19 protein-coding genes are annotated in these 23,260 nt (G+C 63.1%); 16 read left to right on the top strand and 3 right to left on the bottom strand.

Going from position 1 to position 23,260, the window contains the following annotated elements:
• The first annotated feature begins 8 nt into the window (after positions 1-8).
• From BXA07_RS13490 to BXA07_RS13545, 12 genes are all read left to right on the top strand, one after another.
• Positions 9-1,517: a UDP-N-acetylmuramoyl-L-alanyl-D-glutamate--2,6-diaminopimelate ligase gene (locus tag BXA07_RS13490; protein WP_076568408.1), complete on the top strand. Its 1,509-nt coding sequence runs from the start codon at positions 9-11 to the stop codon at positions 1,515-1,517.
• Positions 1,517-2,947, top strand: coding sequence for a UDP-N-acetylmuramoyl-tripeptide--D-alanyl-D-alanine ligase (gene murF / locus BXA07_RS13495; protein WP_076568409.1), 1,431 nt, complete (start codon positions 1,517-1,519; stop codon positions 2,945-2,947). The genes BXA07_RS13490 and murF overlap by 1 nt, the downstream gene beginning before the upstream one ends.
• Positions 2,948-2,949: 2 nt before the next feature.
• On the top strand, positions 2,950-4,125 hold the full coding sequence (gene mraY, locus BXA07_RS13500; RefSeq protein ID WP_034748886.1) for a phospho-N-acetylmuramoyl-pentapeptide-transferase: 1,176 nt from the start codon (positions 2,950-2,952) through the stop codon (positions 4,123-4,125).
• Entirely contained in the window at positions 4,125-5,681 is a 1,557-nt protein-coding gene (gene murD, locus BXA07_RS13505; RefSeq protein ID WP_076568410.1) for a UDP-N-acetylmuramoyl-L-alanine--D-glutamate ligase, read from the top strand. The genes mraY and murD overlap by 1 nt, the downstream gene beginning before the upstream one ends.
• On the top strand, positions 5,681-6,892 hold the full coding sequence (gene ftsW, locus BXA07_RS13510) for a putative lipid II flippase FtsW (RefSeq protein ID WP_076568411.1): 1,212 nt from the start codon (positions 5,681-5,683) through the stop codon (positions 6,890-6,892). The genes murD and ftsW overlap by 1 nt, the downstream gene beginning before the upstream one ends.
• Entirely contained in the window at positions 6,889-7,983 is a 1,095-nt protein-coding gene (murG, locus tag BXA07_RS13515; protein ID WP_076568412.1) for an undecaprenyldiphospho-muramoylpentapeptide beta-N-acetylglucosaminyltransferase, read from the top strand. The genes ftsW and murG overlap by 4 nt, the downstream gene beginning before the upstream one ends.
• A 10-nt stretch (positions 7,984-7,993) precedes the next feature.
• The gene (murC, locus tag BXA07_RS13520; protein ID WP_076568413.1) at positions 7,994-9,397 is read left to right on the top strand and encodes a UDP-N-acetylmuramate--L-alanine ligase; all 1,404 of its coding nucleotides are present in this window, start codon (positions 7,994-7,996) and stop codon (positions 9,395-9,397) included.
• 1 nt (position 9,398) lies between these two features.
• Positions 9,399-10,367: a D-alanine--D-alanine ligase gene (locus BXA07_RS13525; RefSeq protein ID WP_076568414.1), complete on the top strand. Its 969-nt coding sequence runs from the start codon at positions 9,399-9,401 to the stop codon at positions 10,365-10,367.
• 1 nt (position 10,368) lies between these two features.
• Entirely contained in the window at positions 10,369-11,181 is an 813-nt protein-coding gene (locus BXA07_RS13530; RefSeq protein ID WP_076568415.1) for a cell division protein FtsQ/DivIB, read from the top strand.
• A 45-nt stretch (positions 11,182-11,226) separates the two neighbouring features.
• On the top strand, positions 11,227-12,459 hold the full coding sequence (ftsA, locus tag BXA07_RS13535) for a cell division protein FtsA (protein ID WP_010394955.1): 1,233 nt from the start codon (positions 11,227-11,229) through the stop codon (positions 12,457-12,459).
• Between the two features lie 154 nt (positions 12,460-12,613).
• Positions 12,614-13,822, top strand: coding sequence for a cell division protein FtsZ (gene ftsZ / locus BXA07_RS13540; RefSeq protein ID WP_034748865.1), 1,209 nt, complete (start codon positions 12,614-12,616; stop codon positions 13,820-13,822).
• Positions 13,823-14,046: 224 nt separating this feature from the next.
• Complete coding sequence (locus BXA07_RS13545) at positions 14,047-14,553, top strand: peroxiredoxin (protein WP_076568416.1); 507 nt, start codon at positions 14,047-14,049, stop codon at positions 14,551-14,553.
• 140 nt (positions 14,554-14,693) lie between these two features.
• On the opposite strand, the gene BXA07_RS13550 is transcribed toward BXA07_RS13545, so the two are convergent.
• Positions 14,694-15,461, bottom strand: coding sequence for a class I SAM-dependent methyltransferase (locus BXA07_RS13550; protein WP_076568417.1), 768 nt, complete (start codon positions 15,459-15,461; stop codon positions 14,694-14,696).
• A gap of 104 nt (positions 15,462-15,565) precedes the next feature.
• On the opposite strand from BXA07_RS13550, the gene BXA07_RS13555 reads away from it, so the two are divergent.
• From BXA07_RS13555 to lpxC, 3 genes are all read left to right on the top strand, one after another.
• The gene (locus BXA07_RS13555) at positions 15,566-16,339 is read left to right on the top strand and encodes a helix-turn-helix transcriptional regulator (protein WP_076568418.1); all 774 of its coding nucleotides are present in this window, start codon (positions 15,566-15,568) and stop codon (positions 16,337-16,339) included.
• A 159-nt stretch (positions 16,340-16,498) separates the two neighbouring features.
• Positions 16,499-17,341, top strand: a complete 843-nt coding sequence (locus tag BXA07_RS13560; RefSeq protein WP_076568473.1) for a DMT family transporter — start codon at positions 16,499-16,501, stop codon at positions 17,339-17,341.
• A 75-nt stretch (positions 17,342-17,416) separates the two neighbouring features.
• Complete coding sequence (lpxC, locus tag BXA07_RS13565; protein WP_076568419.1) at positions 17,417-18,352, top strand: UDP-3-O-acyl-N-acetylglucosamine deacetylase; 936 nt, start codon at positions 17,417-17,419, stop codon at positions 18,350-18,352.
• A 159-nt stretch (positions 18,353-18,511) separates the two neighbouring features.
• On the opposite strand, the gene BXA07_RS13570 is transcribed toward lpxC, so the two are convergent.
• A complete protein-coding gene (locus BXA07_RS13570; RefSeq protein ID WP_348532958.1) occupies positions 18,512-18,904 on the bottom strand; it encodes a DciA family protein in 393 nt (130 codons plus the stop codon).
• Positions 18,905-19,300: 396 nt separating this feature from the next.
• Between BXA07_RS13570 and secA the strand changes: the two genes are divergently transcribed.
• Complete coding sequence (gene secA / locus BXA07_RS13575; protein WP_076568421.1) at positions 19,301-22,069, top strand: preprotein translocase subunit SecA; 2,769 nt, start codon at positions 19,301-19,303, stop codon at positions 22,067-22,069.
• Between the two features lie 70 nt (positions 22,070-22,139).
• Here secA and BXA07_RS13580 read toward each other — a convergent pair whose 3' ends face one another.
• On the bottom strand, positions 22,140-23,159 hold the full coding sequence (locus tag BXA07_RS13580; RefSeq protein WP_076568422.1) for an alpha/beta hydrolase: 1,020 nt from the start codon (positions 23,157-23,159) through the stop codon (positions 22,140-22,142).
• Positions 23,160-23,260 lie beyond the last annotated feature (101 nt).

Here is a 23,260-nt window from a genome sequence, read left to right on the forward strand (position 1 = left end):
AGTCACTCATGACCATACAAGACATCAGTTTGTGGATCAAAACGGCTGCCCCTTCCGGGCAGCTGACGTCCGATTCGCGCCGCGTGCAGCGCGGCGACGTGTTTTTCGCCTATGCGGGCGCCACCGATTTCATCGCCGCCGCCATCGCGCAGGGCGCCGCCGCCATCGTGCATGACGCCGTGGAATGGGACGCGACGTGGACCGTGCCGCATCTGCTGGTCAGCGACCTGAAACGCCTGGCCGGTCCCGTGGCGCATGCTTTCTACGGCATGCCCGACAGCGCCATGTTCAGCGCCGGCGTGACGGGCACGAATGGCAAGACTTCGTGCGCGCTGTGGCTGGCGCAGGCGCTGGCGCGCCTCGGTAAAACCTCGTCCGTCATCGGGACTTTGGGCGTGGGCCTGTGCAAACCGCGCGGCGCGATCGAATTCGACGTGACCGGCTACACCACGCCCGATGCGGTGCTGCTGGCGCGCAAGCTGGCCGTCATGCGCGATGCAGGCGCGCAAGCCGTCGCCATCGAGGTGTCGTCCATCGGCCTGGACCAGGAACGGGCGGCCGGCATGCACTTCGACGTCGCCATGTTTACCAATCTGACGCGCGACCACCTCGATTACCACGGCGACATGGCGGCCTACGAGGCGGCGAAGGTCAAGCTGTTCGACTGGCCCGGCCTGAAAACGGCCGTCATCAACCTGGACGACCCCATGGGCCTGCGCCTTGCGGCGCACGTGGACGGCACGCTGACCGGCGACTATCCCGTCATCGGCTATACCCTGCAGGATGCTGCCGCCTTGCCCGACCTGCCTGGCGTGCTGATGCTGCGCGCCAGCCAGTTCCGCAGCCGCAATGCCGGCACCGACTTCCACCTGGAGTGCGCGCTGGGCGTGGCGCTCGTCAAGACGCAGCTGGTGGGCCACTTCAATATCAGCAACGCGCTGGCCGTGCTGGGCGCCTTGCTGGCGCACGGTACCGGCCTGCGCGCGGCCATCGACGGCATCGAGTCGCTGCAGCCGGCCCCGGGCCGCATGCAGCAGGTGGGTGGCCAGGAAGCGCCGATGGTCGTCATCGATTACGCGCACACGCCGGACGCGCTGGAAAAAACCCTGCTCGCCTTGCGGCAGGTGGCGCAGGAGCGGGGCGGCCAGCTGTGGTGCGTGTTCGGCTGCGGCGGCGACCGCGATCCGGGCAAGCGTCCGCAGATGGGCGCCATCGCGCAGCTGGCCGACCACGTGCTCGTCACCAGCGACAATCCGCGCAGCGAAGACCCGCACGCCATCATCGCGCAGATCGTCGCCGGCATGCGTGCAGACGGCCCGCAGCCGCAGGCCATCGAAGACCGCGCCGCCGCCATCCTGTCGGCCATCAAGCACGCGGCCAAGCCGGACGTGATCCTGTTGGCGGGCAAGGGCCATGAGCCTTACCAGGAAATCAAGGGCAAGAAGCTGCCGTTCTCCGACGCCGACCATGCGCAGCTGGCCCTGTCCGCGCGCCTGACCATGATGAGGACGAACTGATGCGCGCCACCCTGGCAGAACTGATGCCGTCGCTGGACGGCGCGCAGCTGGTGGGCGACGCCGTTTTTGACGGCGTTTCCACCGACAGCCGCAGCGCCCAGGCCGGCTCGCTGTTCGTCGCCCTGCGCGGCGAGAGTTTCGACGCCCATGACTTCCTTGAGCAGGTGGCCGCCAGTGGCGTCGCCGCCGTGGTGGTCGAGCGCCTGCCCGCAGGCTGGGACAGTGGCAAGGTAGCGGCCATCGTGGTGCCCGATACCCTGGTCGCGCTGGGCCGCATCGCCAATTTCTGGCGCAGCCGCTTCGACCTGCCCGTCATTGGCGTCACCGGCAGCAATGGCAAGACCACCGTCAAGGAGATGATTTCGTCGATCCTGGCGGCGGCATTCGGCGAAGAGGGCCGGCTGGCCACGCGTGGCAACCTGAATAACGAGATCGGCGTGCCCCTGACGCTGTTCCGCCTGAATACAGAGCACAAGGCGGCCGTCATCGAGATGGGCATGAACCATCCGGGCGAGATTGCGCGCCTGGCGGCGATTGCCGCGCCGACCCTGGCGATGGTCAACAATGCGCAGCGCGAGCACCAGGAATTCATGCATACGGTAGAAGCGGTGGCGCGCGAAAACGGCGCGGCGCTGGCGGCATTGGTTGACGACGGCGTGGCTGTCTTCCCGCATGGCGACGAATTCACGGCGCTGTGGCGTGAACTGTCTGGCGCGCGCACCGTCATCACTTTCGGCCTGTCGAAGGACGCCGACGTGAGCTGCACGCACCGCGCGGCCGAGGATTTTGGCAGCGACATGTTCGTCAGCGTGCGCGCGCAGGACGGCGGCTTGCGCCAGTTCTTCGTGGGTCTGCAGGCGGCGGGAGAGCACAATGTGCGCAATGCGCTGGCGGCGGTGGCATGCGCCATTGGCGCAGGCATCGCCATCGAACATATCAAGCAGGGCCTGGAGGCGTTCGCGCCCGTGAACGGCCGCCTGCAGAAAAAACGTGCCGCCAACGGCGCCACCATCATCGATGACACGTATAACGCCAATCCGGATTCGGCGCGCGCTGCCATCGATGTACTGGCGCAGGCCGCGGCACCGCGCATCCTGGTGCTGGGCGAGATGGGCGAAGTCGGCACGCAGGGGCAGCAGTTCCACGAAGAGATCGGCGCCTACGCCGCCGCCAAAGGCATCGAACACGTGCTGGCGACGGGCGGCCTGGCGCGCCATCTGGTGAATCCGGCGCAGGCTGCCGCAAGCCAGGAATCAGGCACGGTCGTGGAGTATTTCGAACAGTTCGACGGCTTGCTGGCGGCGCTCGATGCGCGTCTGTCCGGCCGTTCGGATGCAACAGTATTAATCAAGGGCTCCCGCTTCATGAAGATGGAACGGGCCGTGCAGCATTTGATTGGTTCAAACAACAAAAACAAGGAAGCTCACTAATCATGCTGCTCTGGCTCGCTCATTATTTCCAGGACGACATTGGCCCATTGCGGGTCTTTAACTTCATCACTTTCCGCGCCGTCTTCGCCACCTTGACGGCAATTTTGATCGGCCTGTGCGCCGGTCCCGCCGTGATCCGCATGCTCACGCGCATGAAGGTCGGCCAGGCCGTGCGTACGGACGGCCCGCAAACGCATCTGAAAAAACACGGTACGCCCACCATGGGCGGTGTGCTGATCCTCATCGCCATCGGCATTTCCACCTTGCTGTGGGCCGACCTGTCGAACCGCTTCATCTGGCCCGTGCTGATCGTCACCCTGGGCTTTGGCGCCGTCGGCTGGGCCGACGACTACCGCAAGGTGGTGCACCAGGACCCGGAAGGCATGCGCTCGCGCGAAAAATACTTCTGGCAATCGCTGATCGGCATCGTTGCCGCGTTCTACCTGGCGTTTTCCGTCTCCGTCTCGGAACCGGATGCGGGCCACGTGTGGAACCTGATCTACGCCTGGGTGCAGTCGGGCTTTGCCATGGACCTGCCGCCCAAGGCTGACCTGATCGTCCCATTCTTCAAGACCATCAGCTATCCGCTGGGCGTGTGGGGCTTCATCGCGCTGACCTATTGCGTCATCGTCGGCACCAGCAACGCCGTCAACTTCACGGACGGTCTCGACGGCCTGGCCATCATGCCGACCGTGATGGTGGGTACGGCCCTGGGCCTGTTCGCCTACCTGACGGGCAACGCCACGTATGCGCGCTACCTGTTCATCCCGCACATTCCGGGCGCCGGCGAACTGGTGATCTTCTGCGGCGCGCTGGCCGGTTCCGGCCTGGCTTTCCTCTGGTATAACACCCATCCCGCGAAGGTCTTCATGGGCGACGTGGGCGCGCTGGCATTGGGCGGCGCCCTGGGCACCATCGCCGTCATCGTGCGCCAGGAAATCGTCCTGTTCATCATGGGCGGCATCTTCGTCGTCGAAACGCTGTCCGTCATCATCCAGGTTGTCTGGTTCAAATACACCAAGAAACGCTATGGCGCTGGCCGCCGCGTCTTCCTGATGGCGCCGTTGCACCACCATTTTGAACAAAAAGGCTGGAAGGAGACGCAGGTTGTCGTGCGTTTCTGGATCATCACCATGATGCTGGTGCTGCTCGGCCTGACCACCTTGAAGCTGCGCTGATGATGTACCAGGATAAAACCGCACTGGTACTGGGCCTCGGGGAGTCTGGCCTGGCCATGGCCCTGTGGCTGGCCCGCAGCGGCGCTGCCGTGCGCGTGGCCGATACCAGGGAAACTCCGGAGCGCCTGGCTGCCCTGCAAGCCGCCGTGCCGCAGGCGCAGTTCATTGCCGGCGCCTTCACGGCCGACCTGCTTGACGGCGTTGATTTCGTTGCCGTCAGCCCCGGCCTGGCGCCGCACCGCGAACTGGCACAGATTGTTCCAGCCGCTGCCGAGAAAAATATCCCCGTGTGGGGCGAGATCGAACTGTTCGCGCAGGCCCTGGCGGCACTCAAGGCGGAACGCGGCTATGCGCCGAAAGTCATCGCCATCACGGGCACGAATGGCAAGACGACCGTCACCAGCCTGGTGGGTCAGTTGTGCGAACGCGCGGGCCTGGCCACGCGCGTGGCCGGCAATATCAGCCCGGCCGCACTGGACGTGCTGCGCGAAGTGCTCGATGCCGAGCCTGCGCCGCAGCCGGTGGATGCGGACGCTGACGTGGCGGAACCCGTCGCCAGCACCTTGCCGCAGGCGTGGATACTCGAGTTGTCCAGCTTCCAGCTGCACACGACGTTCAGCCTGCAGGCCGATGCGGCCACGGTCCTGAATCTGTCGCAGGACCACCTGGACTGGCATGGCGACATGGCCGCGTATGCCAAGGACAAGGCGCGCATCTTCGGCGACCAGACCGTGCGCATCCTGAACCGCGACGATGCGGCCGTGATGCACATGGCCGATCCGCTGGCCGAGACGATTACCTTCGGCACGGGCGAGCCGGTGGAAGTGGACAGCTTCGGCCTGGTCAACGAACGGGGCATTTTCTGGCTGGCGCAAGCCGTTCCCAGCGAAGAGGTGATCGAGAAAAAACGCAGGAAGAACGATCCGGCGCCGGAACCGGTGCCGACGATGGCCAAGAAACTGATGCCAGCTGATGCGCTGAAAATCCGTGGCCAGCACAATGCTTCGAATGCGCTGGCGGCGCTGGCCCTGTGCCGGGCCATTGGCCTGCCATTCGCTCCGCTGCTGCACGGCCTGCGCGAGTACCAGGGCGAGCCGCACCGCGTGGAACTGATCACGGCTGTGGGCGAGGTCGAATACTACGACGATAGCAAGGGTACCAACGTGGGCGCCACCGTGGCGGCCCTGTTCGGCCTGGGCAAGGCCTTTGGCGGTGCCGAGCAGCGCCTGGTGCTGATCGCCGGCGGCGACGGCAAGGGGCAGGATTTCTCGCCGCTGGCCGAACCCGTGTCGCGCTATGTGCGCGCCGTGGTGCTGATCGGGCGCGATGCGCCTGCCTTGCGCGCGGCGCTGGAGCCGGCCGGCGTGGACATCGTCGATTGCGCCACCTTGCCTGAAGCCGTCCAGCGCGCCAGCAGCCTGGCGCAGGCCGGCGATGCCGTACTGCTGTCGCCCGCATGCGCCAGCCTGGACATGTTCAAGAACTATGCGCACCGCGCACAGGTGTTTGTCGACGCCGTGCGCGACATCGCCCTGGAAAACGGACAGGATATCTGATGGCCTTCCAACTGCCCTTCAGCTTCGGTTCCGGCTCGGCTGCCAAGCCGCTGGATGGTCGCGCGCGGCAGTCGAAGATGATGGAGTACGACCAGCCGCTGGTGTGGGTCGTCCTGCTGCTCATGTTGCTGGGCATGGTGATGGTGTATTCGGCATCGATTTCGCTGTCGGATGCGCGCAAGTTCGCCGCCTACACGAACAATTATTTTGTCGTGCGCCAGGCCCTGTTCATCGGCGTGTCGATTATCGTCGGCGCGATGGTGTTCCGCATCCGTATCGCCACCTGGCAGAAAATGGCGCCGTGGCTGTTCATCGGCACCCTGGTGCTGCTGGTGATGGTGCTGATACCGGGCCTGGGCGTGTCGGTCAACGGCGGCCGCCGCTGGCTGAATTTGCCGGGCTTGCGGCCGCAGCCGTCCGAGCTGATGAAGGTGGTGATGGTGCTGTACGCGGCCGACTACACGGTGCGCAAGCAGGAATACATGCACAAGCTGACCAAGGGTTTCATGCCGATGGCGCTGGCCGTCAGTTTCGTCGGCCTGCTGCTGCTGATGGAGCCCGACCTGGGCGCCTTCGGCGTGATCGTCTGCATCGCCATGGGCATCCTGTTTTTGGGCGGCGTCAACGCCATCTGGTTCGGCGGCATCGGTGCCATGCTGACGGCGATCTTCGTTACCATCATCGCCTTGTCGAAATTCCGCCGCGAGCGGTTTTTTGCGTATCTCGATCCATGGCAGGAAGACAATGCGCTGAACAAGGCCTATCAGCTGACGCACTCGCTGATCGCCTTTGGGCGCGGCGAGCTGTTTGGCGTGGGTCTGGGCGGCAGCGTGGAAAAACTGCACTATCTTCCCGAAGCGCATACGGACTTTTTGCTGGCCGTGATCGGCGAGGAACTGGGCCTGGTGGGCGTGCTGGTCGTGATCGGCATGTTCTATTGGATTATCAAGCGGGCCTTCGACATCGGCCGCCAGGCGATCGCCATCGACCAGACCTTTGCCGGCCTGACGGCGAAAGGCATCGCCATCTGGATCGGCGTGCAGACCTTCATCAACATGGGCGTGAACCTGGGCCTGCTGCCGACCAAGGGCCTGACCTTGCCCTTGATGAGTTATGGCGGCACGGGCGTACTGATTAACTGTATCGGCCTGGCGATCCTGCTGCGCATCGATTACGAAAACCGGATCCTGATGCGCGGAGGCCGGCTATGAACAACGTGACGAATTTGAAAACGACGAAAAGACTGATGATCATGGCGGCCGGTACCGGCGGCCATATCTTCCCCGGCCTGGCGATTGCGCAGACGATGCGCGCGCGCGGCTGGGAAGTGAGCTGGCTGGGCACGACCCACGGCATGGAGCAGGACCTGGTGCCGAAGAGCGGCATTCCCATGGATGCCATCGCGTTTTCCGGCATGCGCGGCAAGGGCTTGGCGCACACGGTCAAAGGCGGCTTCAGGATGCTGGCCAGCTTCTTTGCCATCCGCCGCTTTATCGCCAGCCGCAAGCCGGACGTGGTGATGGGCATGGGCGGCTACGTCACCGTGCCGGGCGGCCTGATGGCGCGCCTGAAGGGGGTGCCGCTGGTGCTGGTCAATGCCGATGCGGCGCTGCTGTTGTCGAACAAGACCCTGGTGCCGCTGGCGCAGCAGGTGTGCTTCGGTTTTCCCGCCGATTTCGGCAGCGCCGCCGGCAAGGCCGTCGTCACGGGCAATCCCGTGCGCGCCGAGATCCTCGCCATGGCGCCGCCGGCCGCGCGTTTCGCGGGCCGCAGCGGACCGCTGCGCATCCTGGTGGTGGGCGGCAGCCTGGGCGCGAAAGCGCTGAACGACAGCCTGCCCGCCGCGCTGGCCCTGATGCCGCAGGGCGAACGCCCGCTGGTGACGCACCAGTCGGGCAAGAAGAATATCGACGCCCTGCATGCCGCGTATGCGCAGGCGGGCGTGCAAGCGAACGTGGTCGACTTCATCGACGACATGGCCAGGGCGTATACCGAGGCCGACCTGGTGATCTGCCGCGCGGGCGCGATCACCCTGTCGGAATTGACGGCGGCCGGCGTGGCCAGCGTGCTCGTGCCGCTGGTGGCGTCGACCACCAGCCACCAGCGCGACAACGCGCAATGGATGGCAAAACAAGGCGCGGCGATTCATCTGCCGCAGACGGAAATGAGTGCGGCGTCGCTGAGCACCCTGCTGGCGTCCTTGACGCGCGACAGCTGCCAGCAGATGGCGCAGGCGGCACTGGCAGCAGGCAAGCGCGACGCCAATGAGGCGATCGCACACGTATTGGAAAAACTGGCATGAGGTTAGCTCTGTGAAGCATAAAGTAAACAATATCCACTTTGTCGGCATTGGCGGCAGCGGCATGAGCGGCATCGCCGAAGTGCTGGTCAACCTCGGTTACAAGGTGTCGGGCTCCGACCTGGGCAGCAATGCGGCGACGCAGCGCCTGGCGAGTCTGGGCGCGACCGTCATGCTCGGCCACGCGGCCGAGAATATCGGCGACGCCGACGCGGTAGTGACGTCGGGCGCCGTCCCGCAAGACAATCCGGAAGTGGCGGCAGCGCGTGCGCGCAAGATTCCGCTGGTGCCGCGCGCCGTGATGCTGGGCGAGTTGATGCGCCTGAAGCGCGGCATCGCCATCGCCGGCACGCACGGCAAAACCACCACCACCAGCCTGGTCGCTTCCGTGCTGGCACAGGGTGGTCTCGACCCGACTTTCGTCATCGGCGGCCGCCTGACCAGCGCCGGCGCGAACGCCAAGCTGGGCTCGGGCGATTACCTGGTGGCCGAAGCCGATGAATCGGACGCCTCGTTCCTGAACCTGACGCCGATGATCGAAGTGATCACGAATATCGACGCCGACCACATGGACACCTACGAGCACGATTTCGAGAAGCTCAAGCAGGCCTTCGTGCAGTTCACGCACCGCTTGCCGTTCTATGGCCGCGCCATGCTGTGCATCGACGATCCGCACGTGCGCGCCATCATCCCGTCCGTCACCAAGCCCGTCACCACCTACGGTTTCGCGGAAGACGCGCAAGTGCGCGCCATCAACGCGCGCGCCGTGGGCCTGGAAATGCACTTCACCGTGCTGCAGGAAGGTTATCCGGACCTGGACGTGGTGCTGAACCAGCCCGGCATGCACAATGTGCAGAATGCCTGCTCGGCGATCGCCATCGCGCGCGAAATCGGCATCGCCGACAGCGCCACGCAGCAGGGCCTGGCCGAGTTTTCCGGCGTGGGCCGGCGCTTTACCCGCTATGGCGACGTGGCGCTGCCGAACGGCGGCAGCTTCGCGCTGGTCGACGATTTCGGCCACCATCCGGTGGAAACGGAAGTGACCCTGGCCGCCGCGCGCGCCGCCTATCCGGGCCGCCGCCTGGTGCTGGCTTTCCAGCCGCACCGCTACAGCCGCACGCGCGACCTGTTCGAGGATTTCGTCAAGGTGCTCGGTGCGCCCGACGTGCTGCTGCTGTCCGAAGTGTATGCGGCGGGCGAAGCGCCTATCGTCGCCGCCGACGGCCGCGCACTGGCGCATGCCCTGCGCGCGCGCGGCAAGATCGAACCGATTTTCGTCGAGTCCATGACGGACATGGCCGACACCATCATGAGCGTGGCGCGCGACGGCGACGTCGTGCTGACCATGGGAGCCGGCTCGATCAGCGGCATCCCGAATCAACTGACAACGTATCAATCTCACACTGTAAAGGCCTGACGTGAACCAAGCTTCAGCTATCGACGTTAAACAATTGGGCAAGGTCGGCGTCCTGTTCGGCGGCCGCTCGGCCGAGCGCGAAGTGTCGCTGATGTCCGGCGCGGGCGTGCTGGCCGCGTTGAAAAGCCATGGCGTGGATGCGCATGGCTTCGACACGGGCGAACGCAGCCTGGCCGAACTGGCCGCTGAGAAGTTTGACCGCGTTTTCATCGCGCTGCACGGCCGCTTCGGCGAAGACGGCAGCCTGCAGGGCGCGCTGGAACAGCTGGGCATTCCCTACACGGGCAGCGGCGTGATGGCGTGCTCGGTGGGCATGGACAAGGTCTATACCAAGATGATCTGGCTGATGCACCAGCTGCCGACGCCGAAGTACGCGGTGCTGGACGACAGCTCCGATCTGGCCAAGGTGGCCGCGGAACTGGGCTTGCCGCTGATCGTCAAGCCGCCGCATGAAGGGTCGAGCATCGGCATCACGACGGTCAACGAGGCGTCGGCCTTCCAGGCGGCCTACGACATCGCGGCCGGCCTCGACGATTCGGTGCTGGCCGAGGAATTCATCAAGGGCCGCGAATTCACCGTGGCGATCCTGGGCAAGGGCGCCGCGGCGCGCGCGCTGCCGCCGATCGAAATCGTCGCGCCGCAAGGCAATTACGATTACCAGAACAAGTACTTCACGGACGATACGCAGTATTTCTGCCCGCCGCAGCTGGACCCGGCGATCATCGCCGAGATGGAACGCATCGCCCTGGCGGCGTATCGCGCCCTCGGCTGCGAAGGCTGGGGACGGGTCGATGTACTGATGCGCGCGGCCGACAGCAAGCTGTTTTTGCTGGAAGTGAATACCTCGCCAGGCATGACCGGTCACTCGCTCGTGCCGATGGCGGCGCGCGCGGAAGGCACCAGCTATGAAGACCTGTGCCTGGAAATCGTTTCCGGCGCAAGCCTGAAAATGCACAAGGGACAGCGCTGATATGTGGCATGACGCTAAAAGCCTCAATACGACTGCCAACGGCTTGCTGGCCGCGGTTCTGGTCGTGTGCGTGGCCGCCGGCGTCTGGTGGGTGTCGCAGCGTCCCATGTTCGACCTGCGCACGATCAAGGTGGAAAGCGCGGACGACAAGGGCCTGCGCCACGTGAATTACCTGACCCTGCGCAGCGGCACACTGGGCCGCATCAAGGGCAATTTTTTCACGACCAACCTGGAAAGCGTGCGCGGCGTGTTTGAGTCGGTGCCCTGGGTGCGCCGCGCCAGCGTGCGGCGCGAGTGGCCGAACCAGCTGATCGTGGCGCTGGAAGAACATGAGGCACTGGGCACGTGGGGCGAGGATGGACGCCTGCTGTCCGTCAAGGGCGACGTGTTTACGGCCAATGTGGCCGAGGCCGAGGATGACCATGAATTGCCTGCGTTTTCGGGACCGGATGGCAGCGAAAAGGAAGTGCTGGCCACCTATGTGCAGCTGGCAAAGTGGTTTGCGCCGCTGAAGATGGTGCCCGAAACCCTGTCGCTGTCGAGCCGCTATGCATGGACGGTGAAACTGGATAACGGCATGAGCGTGGCGCTGGGGCGCGAGCAGAATCATACGACCCTGAAGGCGCGGGTGGACCGGCTGGTGGGCATCTACCCGCAGCTGGCGAGCCGGCTGGAGAATATCGACACGATCGATATGCGCTACCAGAATGGCCTGGCGCTCAGTTCCGCCGGCCTGGTGATACCGGCCGAAGGCAAGGATGGCAAGCCAGTGATGAGGAAGAAAAACAGTAGTCCGATTAAAAAACCGACTTAATTTAACAATCAATTTAACAATAGCCCAAAAAATTAGGCGACAGAAATGACAAAAGACGCGAAAAACCTGATCGTCGGCCTCGACATCGGCACCTCGAAAGTGGTGGCGGTGGTAGCCGAAGTGATGTCCGATGGGCGCCACGAAGTGATCGGGCTGGGCCAGCACGAATCGAAGGGCCTGAAAAAAGGCGTGGTGGTCAATATCGAGGCCACGGTGGAGTCCATCCAGCGCGCGCTGGAAGAGGCCGAGCTGATGGCTGACTGCAAGATCCGCAATGTGTACGCGGGCATTGCGGGCAGCCATATCCGCAGCTTCAATTCCAGCGGCATGGTGGCCATCAAGGACAAGGAGGTGACGGCGACCGACGTGGCGCGCGTCATCGAGACGGCAAAAGCGGTTAACATTCCGACCGATCAGCAATTGCTGCACACGGTGCCGCAAGAGTTCATCGTCGACAGCCAGGAAGATGTGCGCGAGCCTATCGGCATGAGCGGCATCCGCCTGGAGGTGAAGGTGCATATCGTCACCGGCGCCGTGTCGGCGGTGCAGAACATCGTCAAGTGCGTGCGCCGCTGCGGCCTGGAAGTGTCGGACCTGATCCTGCAGCCTATGGCCTCGGCCGATGCGGTGCTCACGCCCGACGAGAAGGAACTGGGCGTGGTGCTGATCGACATCGGCGGCGGCACGACCGATGTGGCGGTATTCTCCGATGGCGCGATCCGCCATACGGCAGTCATTCCCATCGCCGGCGACCAGATCACCAACGACATCGCCATGGCCTTGCGTACCCCGACCGCGGAAGCGGAAGAAATCAAGATCCGCTATGGCGTCGCCAAGCAGGTCCTGGCCGATCCCGGCGAATCGCTGGAAGTGCCGGGCCTGGGCGACCGCGGCCCGCGCAACCTGTCGCGCCAGGCGCTGGCGGCAGTGATCGAGCCGAGGGTCGAGGAGCTGTTCGCGATGGTGCACCAGGTGGTGCGCGAATCCGGCTATGAAGGCGTGCTGTCGTCGGGCATCGTGCTCACGGGTGGGACGTCCATCATGCCCGGCATGGTGGAAATGGCGGAAGATATTTTCCTGAAACCGGCGCGCCTGGGCACGCCCGAGTATCGGGGCCAGTTGGCCGACGTGGTGCGCAGTCCGCGCTATGCCACGGTACTGGGTCTGCTGCTGGAAGCGAAAAAGCAATACCTGCGCGGCCACATCGTGACGCGTCAGGACGGTTCGGTAAAGGCAGTCTGGCAGCGCATGAAGGAATGGTTTTTAGGGAATTTTTAAGGGCGTGCTTCAGGCCCGGCAGCACAGGTTTTTTGGCAGCATCGCAGGTACACACACATAACTTTATTTTATATTTAACCGCAGTTTTCAATCTCCAGTTCTCCTACGAATATGAGGCCTGGCGCTTGGAAACCGCATCTGATAGGAGCACATCATGGAGTTCGATATGGTCGATAACACAGCTTTAGGTACCGTCATCAAGGTCGTCGGCGTCGGCGGTGCGGGTGGCAATGCAGTCCAACACATGATCAACAAAGGCATGTCGGGTGTGGAGTTCATTGCCGCCAACACCGACGCTCAGGCCCTGTCGACATCGAAGGCCCATAACATCATCCAGATCGGCGATACCGGTCTGGGCGCCGGCATGAAGCCTGCCGTCGGCCGCCAGCTGGCTGAAGAGTCGCGCACACGCATCGCCGATTCGCTGCGCGGCGCGCACATGGTCTTCATCGCTGCCGGCATGGGCGGCGGTACGGGCACGGGCGCCGCTCCTATCGTGGCAGAAGTGGCCAAGGAGCTGGGCGCGCTGACGGTGGCCGTGGTCTCCAAGCCATTTTCGTACGAAGGCCAGAAGTGCATGGACATCGCCGACGAAGGCCTGGAGCAGCTGTCCCTGCACGTCGATTCGCTGATCATCATCCTCAACGAAAAGCTGGAAGAGATCTACGAAGACGAAAGCATGCTGGAATGGATGCAGCACGCCGATGATGTGCTCAACAACGCGGTGGCCGGCATTGCCGAGATCATCAACGTGCCTGGCCATATCAACGTCGACTTCAACGACGTGAAAACCATCATGGGCGAGCAGGGCAAGGCCATGATGGGCACGGCGACGGCTTCCGGCGTCGACCGCGCGCGCATCGCCGCCGAACAGGCTGTCGCTTCGCCGCTGCTGGACGGCATTGATCTGTCTGGCGCGCGCGGCGTGCTGGTCAACGTCACGGCCAGCCGCGGCTTGAAAGGTAAAGAGATCAAGGAAGTCATGGCCGCCGTGCGCGCGTTTGCCGCGCCGGACGCATCGATCGCGCAAGGTATCGCCTACGACGACGCCATGGGCGACGATATCCGCGTCACCGTGGTGGCGACGGGCCTGGGCCGCGCCAAGAAAAACATCCAGCTGGTACCGCAGCAAGTGCTGCGCACCGGCACCCACAACAGCCCGCTGACCCCGTCGGCTGCCATGGGTAGCGCGCAAGCGGCGACGACGACGGTTGGCGTGGCCACGCCGGCAGCCGGTTTCGACGGCATGAAGGCGCCAGCGGTATGGCGCCGCGAATCGGCTTCCGAGCAGGTGCGCGCGATGGAAAAGAATGGCATGGAGACCTACGACATTCCAGCGTTCCTGCGTAAGCAAGCAGATTAAGGTGATCTGATGTCTGTAACGATGACGGCGGCCTGAGGGCCGCCGTTTTTTTTTGCCGTTTTTTGACTTTTGGCTTTGCCTTTCCGGCCGCTTTCTGCACAAATACGGCAAGTCAGGCATACTATCGCGCAGTGTCGGCATCATGCCGGCAGAACCAGATCACGGGCGCTGTCCGCTCCATGGAGCGGGCGGCGTCCTTAACCGACAGTACACAAGGAGTCAACATGACCATCAAGATCGGCGACACCCTGCCAGAAGGCACCCTGGCCGAATTCATCGAAAGCGAAACCGAAGGTTGCGCACTGGGCCCGAACACGTTCAACGTGCAAGACCTGGTCAAGGGCAAGAAGATCGCCATCTTCGGCCTGCCAGGCGCCTACACCCCGACCTGCTCCGCACAGCATGTGCCGGGCTACGTCAAGCACGCCGCCGACCTGAAAGCCGCGGGCGTCGATGAAATCTGGTGCATCTCCGTCAACGACGCGTTCGTGATGGGCGCCTGGGGCCGCGACCAGAAAGCCACCGGCATCGTACGCATGATGGCTGACGGCAATGCCGCCTACAGCAAGGCCCTGGGCCTGGACGCCGATTTCTCCAAGTTCGGCATGGGCACGCGCTCGCAGCGCTACTCGATGCTGGTCGACAATGGCGTCGTGACGCAATTGAACATCGAGCAGGGCGGCAAGTTTGAAGTGTCGAACGCGGAAACCTTGCTGGGCCAACTGGCTTAAGTCTCTGAGAAAAAGGCCATGGCGGCGTTGCACTGGCCTGGCGTACTACTGGTACTGCCTGCGGCAATGCGCCTTGCCCTGAACATTTTTCAGGGACTTGTCCTTTTTTGATGTAAAAACGGCGCCATCGGCGCCGTTTTTTATTGCACCGACGGCTTGGTCGCCTCGAACATGGCCGCGTCGATGCTGAACGAATAATCGTCCTGCAGCGCGAAATACCGTCGTGCTTCCTCGGGCGCGCCATCGAACAGGTTGCGGATGGCCGCCACGCGCTCGGTCGGCGTGCGCATGCGCGCCACCCATTCGTCGAACTGCATCGTCAGCTTCCACACGCTGCGCAAGCTGTGCGTGAAGCCCGCGTTGTCGAACTTGGCGCCCCATTCGCAGCTGCGGTAGTCGCGCACGTGGGAAGCGTCGCGCAGCATTTCCACCGCTTGCAGGGTGCTGTCGTACAGGGCCGTCTTCGGCGCCACGATATCGACCACCAGCAAGGTGCCGTTCGGGCGCAGCACGCGCCACGCTTCGGCCAAGGCTCCCGCCACGTCGTTCCAGTGGTGGGCGGAGAAGCGCGTCACCACCATGTCGAAGCTGGCGTCGGCAAACGGCAGCCGGGCCACGTCACCCTGGTGCGTGCTGATGTTATGCAGCCCGCGCTGCGCCCTGGCGTGGTCCACCACGTCGAGCATGGGCTGCGCCAGGTCGTAGGCGACGACCGATTGCGCCACGGGTGCGACGGCGAAGCTGGCGTGGCCGGCGCCGCAGCCCAGGTCCAGGACGACGGGCTTGCCATGGCGGCGCGCGCATTCCTGCATCAGCACCAGGTCAGCCCCTTGCGCGTGGATCGCGCTGCTCAGGTAGGCATTGGCCGTCTTGCCAAACTGTTCGGTGACAACATCGTGCTGCTGCATGGTTTTCTCCTGTTGATGGATGAGTACCTGCAGAATAGGGATAAAATTATCCTGTAACAAGACCATAACTTATACTGGTATATCTACTACCATGGATCACTCTCATGTCGAACAAGCTCGCTGAATTCATCCGCGCCCGGCGCGAAGCCGTCACCCCTGCCATGGCCGGTTTGCCCGGTGGCGGACGCCGCCGCACGCCGGGCTTGCGGCGCGAGGAACTGGCGCAGCTGTGCGATGTCAGTCCTACCTGGCTGACGTGGCTGGAGCAGGGGCGGCCCGTGTCGGCCTCGGCCAAGATGCTGGCCCGGCTGGCACAGGTGCTGCAGCTGAGCACGGCCGAGCGCGCCTATCTGTTCGAGGTGGCCGACAAGCATGACCCCAGCCATGGCACTGGCGACGGTGACGGGCCTGCTGGCGCCGAGCTGGCCGCCATCGTCGCCGCCATCGATGCGCCCGCGTACATCCTCGACCGCGCATGGAACGCCGTGGCGTGGAACGGCGCGGCGTCCACCCTGTTTGCGGGCTGGCTGCATGCCGGGCAGGCCGCGCCGAATCAATTGCGCTTCATGTTCCTGGACGCTGGTGCGCGCGAGCTGGTCGTCGGCTGGCCCGAACGGGCGCAGCGCTTGGTGGCGGAGTTCCGGGCCGATATCGGCCGCCAGGCGGACCAGGCGCCGCTGGCCGGCCTGATCGCGGAGCTGGCCGACGCCAGCCCTGAATTTCGCCAGTGGTGGGGCGCGCAGCAGGTGCAGGGGCGCGATGGGGGCTTGCGCCGCTTCCAGCATGTGCAGCAGGGCGCACTCGGCTTCAACCAGGTCACGCTGCATCTGGCGCGCCAGCATGAATTGAAACTGGTGATGCTGTTGCCTGTGTCATAAGGAAAAACGGCCGCGCTTGTTATAATCGGGCTGACAGCAAGGCCCTGCTTTCCAGGCCATGCTGTCCTGGCTCCGGCCGTCGCCATGATGACGGTCCCGTTTTTTCGCCAGGAGTCTGTTCTGCTACCCCGCAATCAAAACCTGCGCAGCATCTATGTGATGCTGATCGCTGTCGCCATGTTTTCCCTGATGGACACGGCCATGAAGCTGCTGTCCGCCCATTATCCGCCCATGCAGGTGACGGCCTTGCGCGCCCTGTCGTCCTTGCCGCTCGTCTGCCTGTACCTGCTGTACCGTGGTGCATTTAATAATGTGATGAAGGTGCGCTGGCCGCTGCACTTGCTGCGCGGCGCCCTGGGCGTGCTGATGATTACCCTGTTCGCCTACGGCCTGAAGCGCATGTCGCTGGCCGAGACCTACTCGCTGTTCTTCGTTGCCCCCTTGCTGATCACGGTCCTGTCCGTCTTTATCTTGAAGGAGAAGGTTGACTTTGCCCGCTGGTGCGCCATCGCCGTGGGCCTGCTGGGCGTGCTGGTCGCGCTGCGCCCGGACGGCTCGGGGTTCTTTTCGCTGGCTGGCCTGGCCGTGCTCGGTTCGGCCGCCTGCTACGCCATTTCGGCCGTCACGGGCCGCATCCTGAGCCGCACGGATGCCAGCGAAAGCATGGTCTTCTGGCTGATGGTGATGATGGCGCTCGGTGGCGTGGCGCTGTCGGCGCACGAGTGGGTGAACATTCGCCGCGACGACTGGTGGCTGCTGGCTGGCCTGTCCGTCAGCGGCTTCCTGGGGCAGCTTGCCATCACGGAGGCGTTTCGCCATGGTAAGGCATCGAGCGTGGCGCCTTTCGAATACTCGGCCCTGGCCTGGGGCATGGCTCTCGACTGGATGCTATGGCGCGCCTTGCCCGACGAATACACGCTGATAGGCGCGGCCATCATCATCGGCAGCGGCATTTACCTCGTGCGCCGCGAAGCCGTGCATGCGGAAAGCGAGCATCCGTGAGGCATGGTTGTGGTATTTCTGGCGTGAGCCCTGCCGCGTCACAACGAAAATCCGGCAAATAGATATAATCGACAGATGTTAAAACAACGCACTATCAAACAACAGGTCCGCACCATCGGTGTCGGTTTGCACTCTGGCACCAAGGTCGAACTGATTCTGCGTCCCGCCGCGATCGACACAGGCATCGTGTTTCGCCGCACCGACCTCGACCCCATTGTCGAGTTTCCCGCCAGCGCCATGGCGGTGGGCGATACGCGCATGGCGTCCGTACTGATCAAGGATGGCGCCAGGGTTTCTACTGTAGAACATCTGATGTCGGCCGCCGCTGGCCTCGGTGTTGACAATATGTATATCGACGTGAATGCGGAAGAAATTCCCATCATGGACGGTTCCGCCTCGTCCTTCGTTTATCTGCTGCAGCAAGCCGGGGTGGAAGAACAGCAGGCGCCGAAGAAATTCATCAAGGTCCTCAAACCCGTGGAAGTGCGTCACGGCAAGGGCGATGCGGAAAAATGGGCGCGCTTGTCGCCATACGACGGTTTCAAGCTTGATTTCTTCATCGAATTCAACCATCCGGCCGTCGATGGCACGATGCAGCGCGCCTCGGTGGACTTTGGCGACGTATCCTACGTGCACGACGTGGCGCGCGCGCGCACCTTCGGCTTCATGCAGGATGTGGAAAGCTTGCGCGGCATGGGCCTGGCCCGTGGCGGTTCGCTGGAAAACGCCATCGTGATGGATGAATACCGCATCCTCAACGCCGATGGCCTGCGCTACGAAGACGAGTTCGTGCGCCATAAAATCCTCGACGCCATCGGCGACCTGTACCTGGTGGGCCACCCCTTGCTCGCGTACTACACGGCGCACAAGTCGGGCCACGCGCTGAACAACCAGCTGCTGCTGGCGCTGCTGGAGCAGCCCGATGCGTATGAAATCGTCTCGTTCGATACCAACGAGGCGGCGCCGCAATCCTACCTGCGCCAGATGGAACGCGAGTGGTCCCTGACCTGATCTGAGCGACACCTCATTAAACCTACTGCGCGTTGGTATAGGCGGCCTGCGATGCTCACCGGCTCGGCGCCCCCGTACTTCGTACGGTTGCGCTTCTTAGCCACCTCTCCCTTCCGCTCGCTACGGTTTTCTGAGGTGTCAAGACGCCGCATGGTGTTCTTAATCTTTTGGTTCGCGGTGGTGGCGCACCATGTTGCGCAGCGCCGCGATCAACTGCTCGTTCTGCTTCGATGGCGGCAGGGCCGTGCTCAGTTCTTCCAGGGCCGACATGGCTTTTTCCGGCAAGACCAGCGCGCGCGTATGCACGATGGGCGCGATGCTCTTGATGACTTGCACTTTCAGCTTGATGCCTGAAATCTGCCAGCCCTTTCTTTCCAGTTCCCCTTGCAACTTCGGCAATTGCTGCTTGAGTTTGGCCGCCAGCGCCGCGTTCGGCGTGGCCAGCACCAGGTGGCCGCTCTCGAATTGCAGGATGTCGCAATGCTCGAACATTGCCGGCAATGCCTTGGCGCAATCCTTTTGCAGGGCGGCCAGGCGCGTGACGGTAGGCATCAGCGATGCCATTGTGGCATTGCCACGTAGAAAGTCGGTTGCGCCCGTCGCGGCCGGGCCTGAACGGGCAAAGCCGTAGCCGCGGCGCGGCGCCGGAGAATAAGTGGGAGTTCGCATGGCCGAAACATAGCACACTCGCCCGTGCATGACGAGTGCGGCAGCGAGTGCGGCGCAGGCAGGCCTGCCCTATTGCCTTACGGTATGGAAAATGTCCGCAATTTCTGCCATTTGTTTGTCATTAAGCTATTGTTATATGGCGCATTACCCCAACCTTGGCGGGAACGCATGATAAAATCATCGTCTTTTGCCATAGTCGAACTCCGTGCGGTCACGCGATTGTTACTTCGTCGTCACCTACAGAGCTTTTTTTAACGGCGTTTTTTCAAGAATTCAAGCATGTCATTACTGACCCAGATTTTCGGTAGCCGCAACCAGCGGCTGCTCAAGCAATACCAAAAAACGGTACGCGAGATCAATGCGCTCGAGCCGACCATCGAAAAGCTGTCGGATGCCGAGCTGCAAGCGAAGACGCCTGCCTTCAAGGAACGCATCGCCGCCGGCGAATCGCTCGATGCCTTGTTGCCGGAAGCATTTGCCGTCTGCCGCGAGGCCAGCAAGCGCGTCCTGCGCATGCGCCATTTCGACGTGCAGATGATCGGTGGCATGGTTTTGCATTTTGGCAAGATCGCGGAGATGGGCACGGGCGAGGGCAAGACCCTGATGGCAACCTTGCCAGCCTACCTGAATGCCTTGTCGGGCAAGGGCGTGCACATCGTTACCGTCAATGATTACCTGGCGCAGCGCGACGCGGAGACCATGGGCCGCCTGTATGCGTGGCTGGGCCTGTCGACTGGCGTGAACATGTCGCAGATGGAGCACAGCGCCAAGCAGCAGGCGTACAACTCCGACATCACATATGGCACGAACAATGAATTCGGTTTCGACTTCTTGCGCGACAACATGGTCTATGAAGCGCGCGAGCGCGTGCAGCGCAGCCTGAACTTCGGCATCGTCGATGAAGTCGACTCGATCCTGATCGATGAAGCACGTACGCCGCTGATCATTTCGGGCCAGGCCGAGAACCACACGGACCTGTATCACAAGATCAATGCAGTGCCCGCGCGCCTGACCCTGCAGATCGGCGAAGAAACGCCGGACGGCAAGGGCAAGGTCGAAGTGCCGGGCGACTACACCAAGGATGAAAAAGCGCACCAGGTGCTGCTGACGGAAGCGGGCCACGAAAAGGCCGAGCGCATCCTGATGGAGATGGGCCTGCTGCCGGAAGGCGCCTCGCTGTACGATTCGGCCAACATCACCCTCGTGCACCACCTGTATGCGGCTCTGCGCGCGCATGCGCTGTACTTCAAGGATCAGCACTATGTGGTGCAGAATAATGAAGTGGTGATCGTCGATGAATTCACGGGCCGTCTAATGACGGGCCGCCGCTGGTCCGACGGCTTGCACCAGGCCGTCGAAGCGAAAGAAGGCGTCAAGATCCAGAACGAGAACCAGACCCTGGCCTCGATCACCTTCCAGAACTACTTCCGCATGTACGCCAAGCTGGCCGGCATGACCGGTACGGCCGATACCGAAGCGTACGAATTCCAGGAAATCTACGGCCTGGAAACGGTTGTCATTCCGCAAAACCGCCCGTTGCAGCGCAAGGACCGCCAGGACCAGGTCTACAAATCGTCGGCGGAGAAGTACAACGCGATGTTGAACGACATCCGCGACTGCTACGAGCGCGGCCAGCCGGTGCTGGTGGGCACGACCTCGATTGAGAACTCGGAATTGCTGTCGGGCATTCTGACCAAGGCCGGCTTGCCGCACAACGTGCTGAATGCGAAGCAGCATGCGCGCGAAGCGGAAATCATCGCCCAGGCAGGCCGTCCGAAAGCCATCACCATCGCCACCAACATGGCCGGTCGCGGTACCGACATCGTGCTGGGTGGCAACGTGGAAAACCAGATCAAGTTCATCGAAGCCAATCCTGAACTGAGCGACGCCGACAAGGCAGCCCAGTCGCAGAAGCTGCGCGACGAATGGCAATCCTTGCACGACCACGTCGTCAATGCTGGCGGCTTGCACATCATCGGCACCGAACGCCACGAATCGCGCCGCGTCGACAATCAGTTGCGTGGCCGTGCCGGCCGCCAGGGCGATCCGGGTTCGTCGCGCTTCTACCTGTCGCTCGACGACGCGCTGCTGCGCATCTTCGCCGGCGACCGCGTGCGCGCCGTGATGGACCGCCTCAAAATGCCGGAAGGTGAACCGATCGAGGCAGGCATCGTGTCGCGTTCGATCGAATCGGCCCAGCGCAAGGTGGAGGCGCGCAACTTCGACATCCGCAAGCAATTGCTGGAATACGATGACGTCGCCAACGACCAGCGCAAGGTCATCTACCAGCAGCGTAACGAATTGCTGGAAACGACTGACATCTCGGAAATGATCGCTTCCCTGCGCCATGGCGTGTTCACCGACCTGGTGCACCAGTACGTGCCGGAAGAGTCGGTGGAAGAGCAGTGGGATATCAAGGGGCTGGAAAATACCCTGGCGAGCGAATGGCAGCTGGACCTGCCGCTGCAGCAAATGCTGGAAGCCGATTCAACCCTGACGGACGAAGAAATTCTGGAGAAAGTGCTGGCTGCGGCCGACGCCGTGTACCAGTCGAAGATCGACATCGTCGGCAAGGAATCGTTTGGCGGCTTCGAGCGCAATGTCATGCTGCAAAGCGTGGACAGCCACTGGCGCGAACACCTGGCGGCGCTCGATCACCTGCGCCAGGGTATTCACCTGCGCGGTTATGCGCAGAAGAATCCGAAACAGGAATACAAGCGCGAAGCGTTTGAACTGTTTGGCCAGATGCTCGACATGATCAAGAACGACGTCACGAAACACGTGATGACGGTGCGTATCCAGTCGCGCGAAGAAGTCGATGCGGCCGAACAGGCGATGCAGCAGTCGCACGTGGAAAACGTGCACTACCAGCACGCCGAGTTCGATCCGAACGCGGCGCCGGAAGAGCTGCTGGCGCCTGCGGCTGGCGGCAACATGGACAACGTCGACGACATGAGCGTGAGCATGGGCGTCAAAGTGGGCCGCAACGACCCATGCCCTTGCGGCAGCGGCAAGAAGTACAAGGCTTGCCACGGCAAGCTGGCGTAAAGCCTGCTTGACAGCCTGAACAAGAACGGAGACTGCGGTCTCCGTTTTTTTTTCGGCTGCACGTGGTGGCTCAGGGAAAGGCCCAGTATTGCGGTGCCTGCGATGGAATGCCTTTCAGGCCGCCGCGGTTTTTTGCCCGCTGGCCCGTCTTGATCATGGTAGCGATGTCGGTCAGCAGGACGCGGTTGCTGGCGAAGTAGTCATGGCCCATGAAGTTCATGATGACGGCCGAGGCGTCGACGATTTCCATGCCGGGGATGCCGACGACGGGGCCGCGGATGTCGCCTATCCTGTCCCAGTCGGCAAAACTGCAGGAAGCGCGCATGGCCTTGTCGTTCGCGGACGCGTACAGGGTGGCGGGGAGCTTGAGGCTGGCAAAGCGCGGGGCGATCTGCTCGCGGAAGACATCGGCGTTGATGTCCGGCGCCGCCAGCACCACCTGCTTGAACAAGGGCAGCAGGTCGGGGCGCTGTTCCAGCAGGTTGGCCAGCGCCAGCGTCATCGGGCGGTTGCCCATGCTGTGGGCGATGATGTAGATATCGGTGGCGGAAGAGTGCTCGGCGAAGTCGGCCAGGAATGCCTGCAGGTGCGCCTGCGTCCATTCGGCGGCGTTTTCATCGAACTCATAGCCGGCCAGCGTGCCTTTCGAGGGCCAGCTGTAGAACACGGGCAGGGCGCCGATATCGAGGTCGACCGCCATCTGCGCCGTGCGCCGGGCGGCGTCATCAAAGGAATTGCTGTAGCCGTGGATGTAGATGAAGGCGGCGTGCCGTTCCGGTGCTGCCCGTATCCTGGCCTTGACGGTGGCGAGGAAATCCGCGCGCGGCAGGCGCGTAGCTCCCTGGATCAGTACATATTTTTGCGCATCGTTGCTCGACAGGATGGCGTACCAGGGCGGCAACGGCAGCTCGCCCGGCGCTCTTTTCTCCGGGATGCTCACGACGACGCTGCCGTAGCTCAGGTAGGGGGGCGTGCGGTTGGGCTGCCAGCCATAGTTGCGGCTGCCTGTCTGGTACTGCCTGTCGGTTGCGTAGTACACGGTGACTCGCGTGGCGCCGCCCGGCGCTGTGTCGTGGTCTGCCTTCGCCATGCCGCCGCTGCGGGTGCTGCCGAGCAGACTGCCGAGATTGCCGAACAGGCCGCCTGAGCCCGACCATGCACTACTTCCCAGACTGGCGGACGGTGCCTGTC

Origin of the sequence: Janthinobacterium sp. TND4EL3 (assembly GCF_900156175.1) — a bacterium.
Classification (GTDB): domain Bacteria; phylum Pseudomonadota; class Gammaproteobacteria; order Burkholderiales; family Burkholderiaceae_D; genus Janthinobacterium.

Bases quoted from the DNA above. Each gene is read 5' to 3' on its own strand.
- BXA07_RS13490 (WP_076568408.1), top strand. From the start codon at position 9: ATGACCATACAAGACATCAGTTTGTGGATCAAAACGGCTGCCCCTTCC.
- murF (WP_076568409.1), top strand. From the start codon at position 1,517: ATGCGCGCCACCCTGGCAGAACTGATGCCGTCGCTGGACGGCGCGCAG.
- mraY (WP_034748886.1), top strand. From the start codon at position 2,950: ATGCTGCTCTGGCTCGCTCATTATTTCCAGGACGACATTGGCCCATTG.
- murD (WP_076568410.1), top strand. From the start codon at position 4,125: ATGATGTACCAGGATAAAACCGCACTGGTACTGGGCCTCGGGGAGTCT.
- ftsW (WP_076568411.1), top strand. From the start codon at position 5,681: ATGGCCTTCCAACTGCCCTTCAGCTTCGGTTCCGGCTCGGCTGCCAAG.
- murG (WP_076568412.1), top strand. From the start codon at position 6,889: ATGAACAACGTGACGAATTTGAAAACGACGAAAAGACTGATGATCATG.
- BXA07_RS13530 (WP_076568415.1), top strand. From the start codon at position 10,369: ATGTGGCATGACGCTAAAAGCCTCAATACGACTGCCAACGGCTTGCTG.
- ftsA (WP_010394955.1), top strand. From the start codon at position 11,227: ATGACAAAAGACGCGAAAAACCTGATCGTCGGCCTCGACATCGGCACC.
- ftsZ (WP_034748865.1), top strand. From the start codon at position 12,614: ATGGAGTTCGATATGGTCGATAACACAGCTTTAGGTACCGTCATCAAG.
- BXA07_RS13545 (WP_076568416.1), top strand. From the start codon at position 14,047: ATGACCATCAAGATCGGCGACACCCTGCCAGAAGGCACCCTGGCCGAA.
- BXA07_RS13550 (WP_076568417.1), bottom strand. From the start codon at position 15,461: ATGCAGCAGCACGATGTTGTCACCGAACAGTTTGGCAAGACGGCCAAT.
- BXA07_RS13555 (WP_076568418.1), top strand. From the start codon at position 15,566: ATGTCGAACAAGCTCGCTGAATTCATCCGCGCCCGGCGCGAAGCCGTC.
- BXA07_RS13560 (WP_076568473.1), top strand. From the start codon at position 16,499: ATGCTGATCGCTGTCGCCATGTTTTCCCTGATGGACACGGCCATGAAG.
- lpxC (WP_076568419.1), top strand. From the start codon at position 17,417: ATGTTAAAACAACGCACTATCAAACAACAGGTCCGCACCATCGGTGTC.
- BXA07_RS13570 (WP_348532958.1), bottom strand. From the start codon at position 18,904: ATGCCTACCGTCACGCGCCTGGCCGCCCTGCAAAAGGATTGCGCCAAG.
- secA (WP_076568421.1), top strand. From the start codon at position 19,301: ATGTCATTACTGACCCAGATTTTCGGTAGCCGCAACCAGCGGCTGCTC.
- BXA07_RS13580 (WP_076568422.1), bottom strand. From the start codon at position 23,159: ATGGCGAAGGCAGACCACGACACAGCGCCGGGCGGCGCCACGCGAGTC.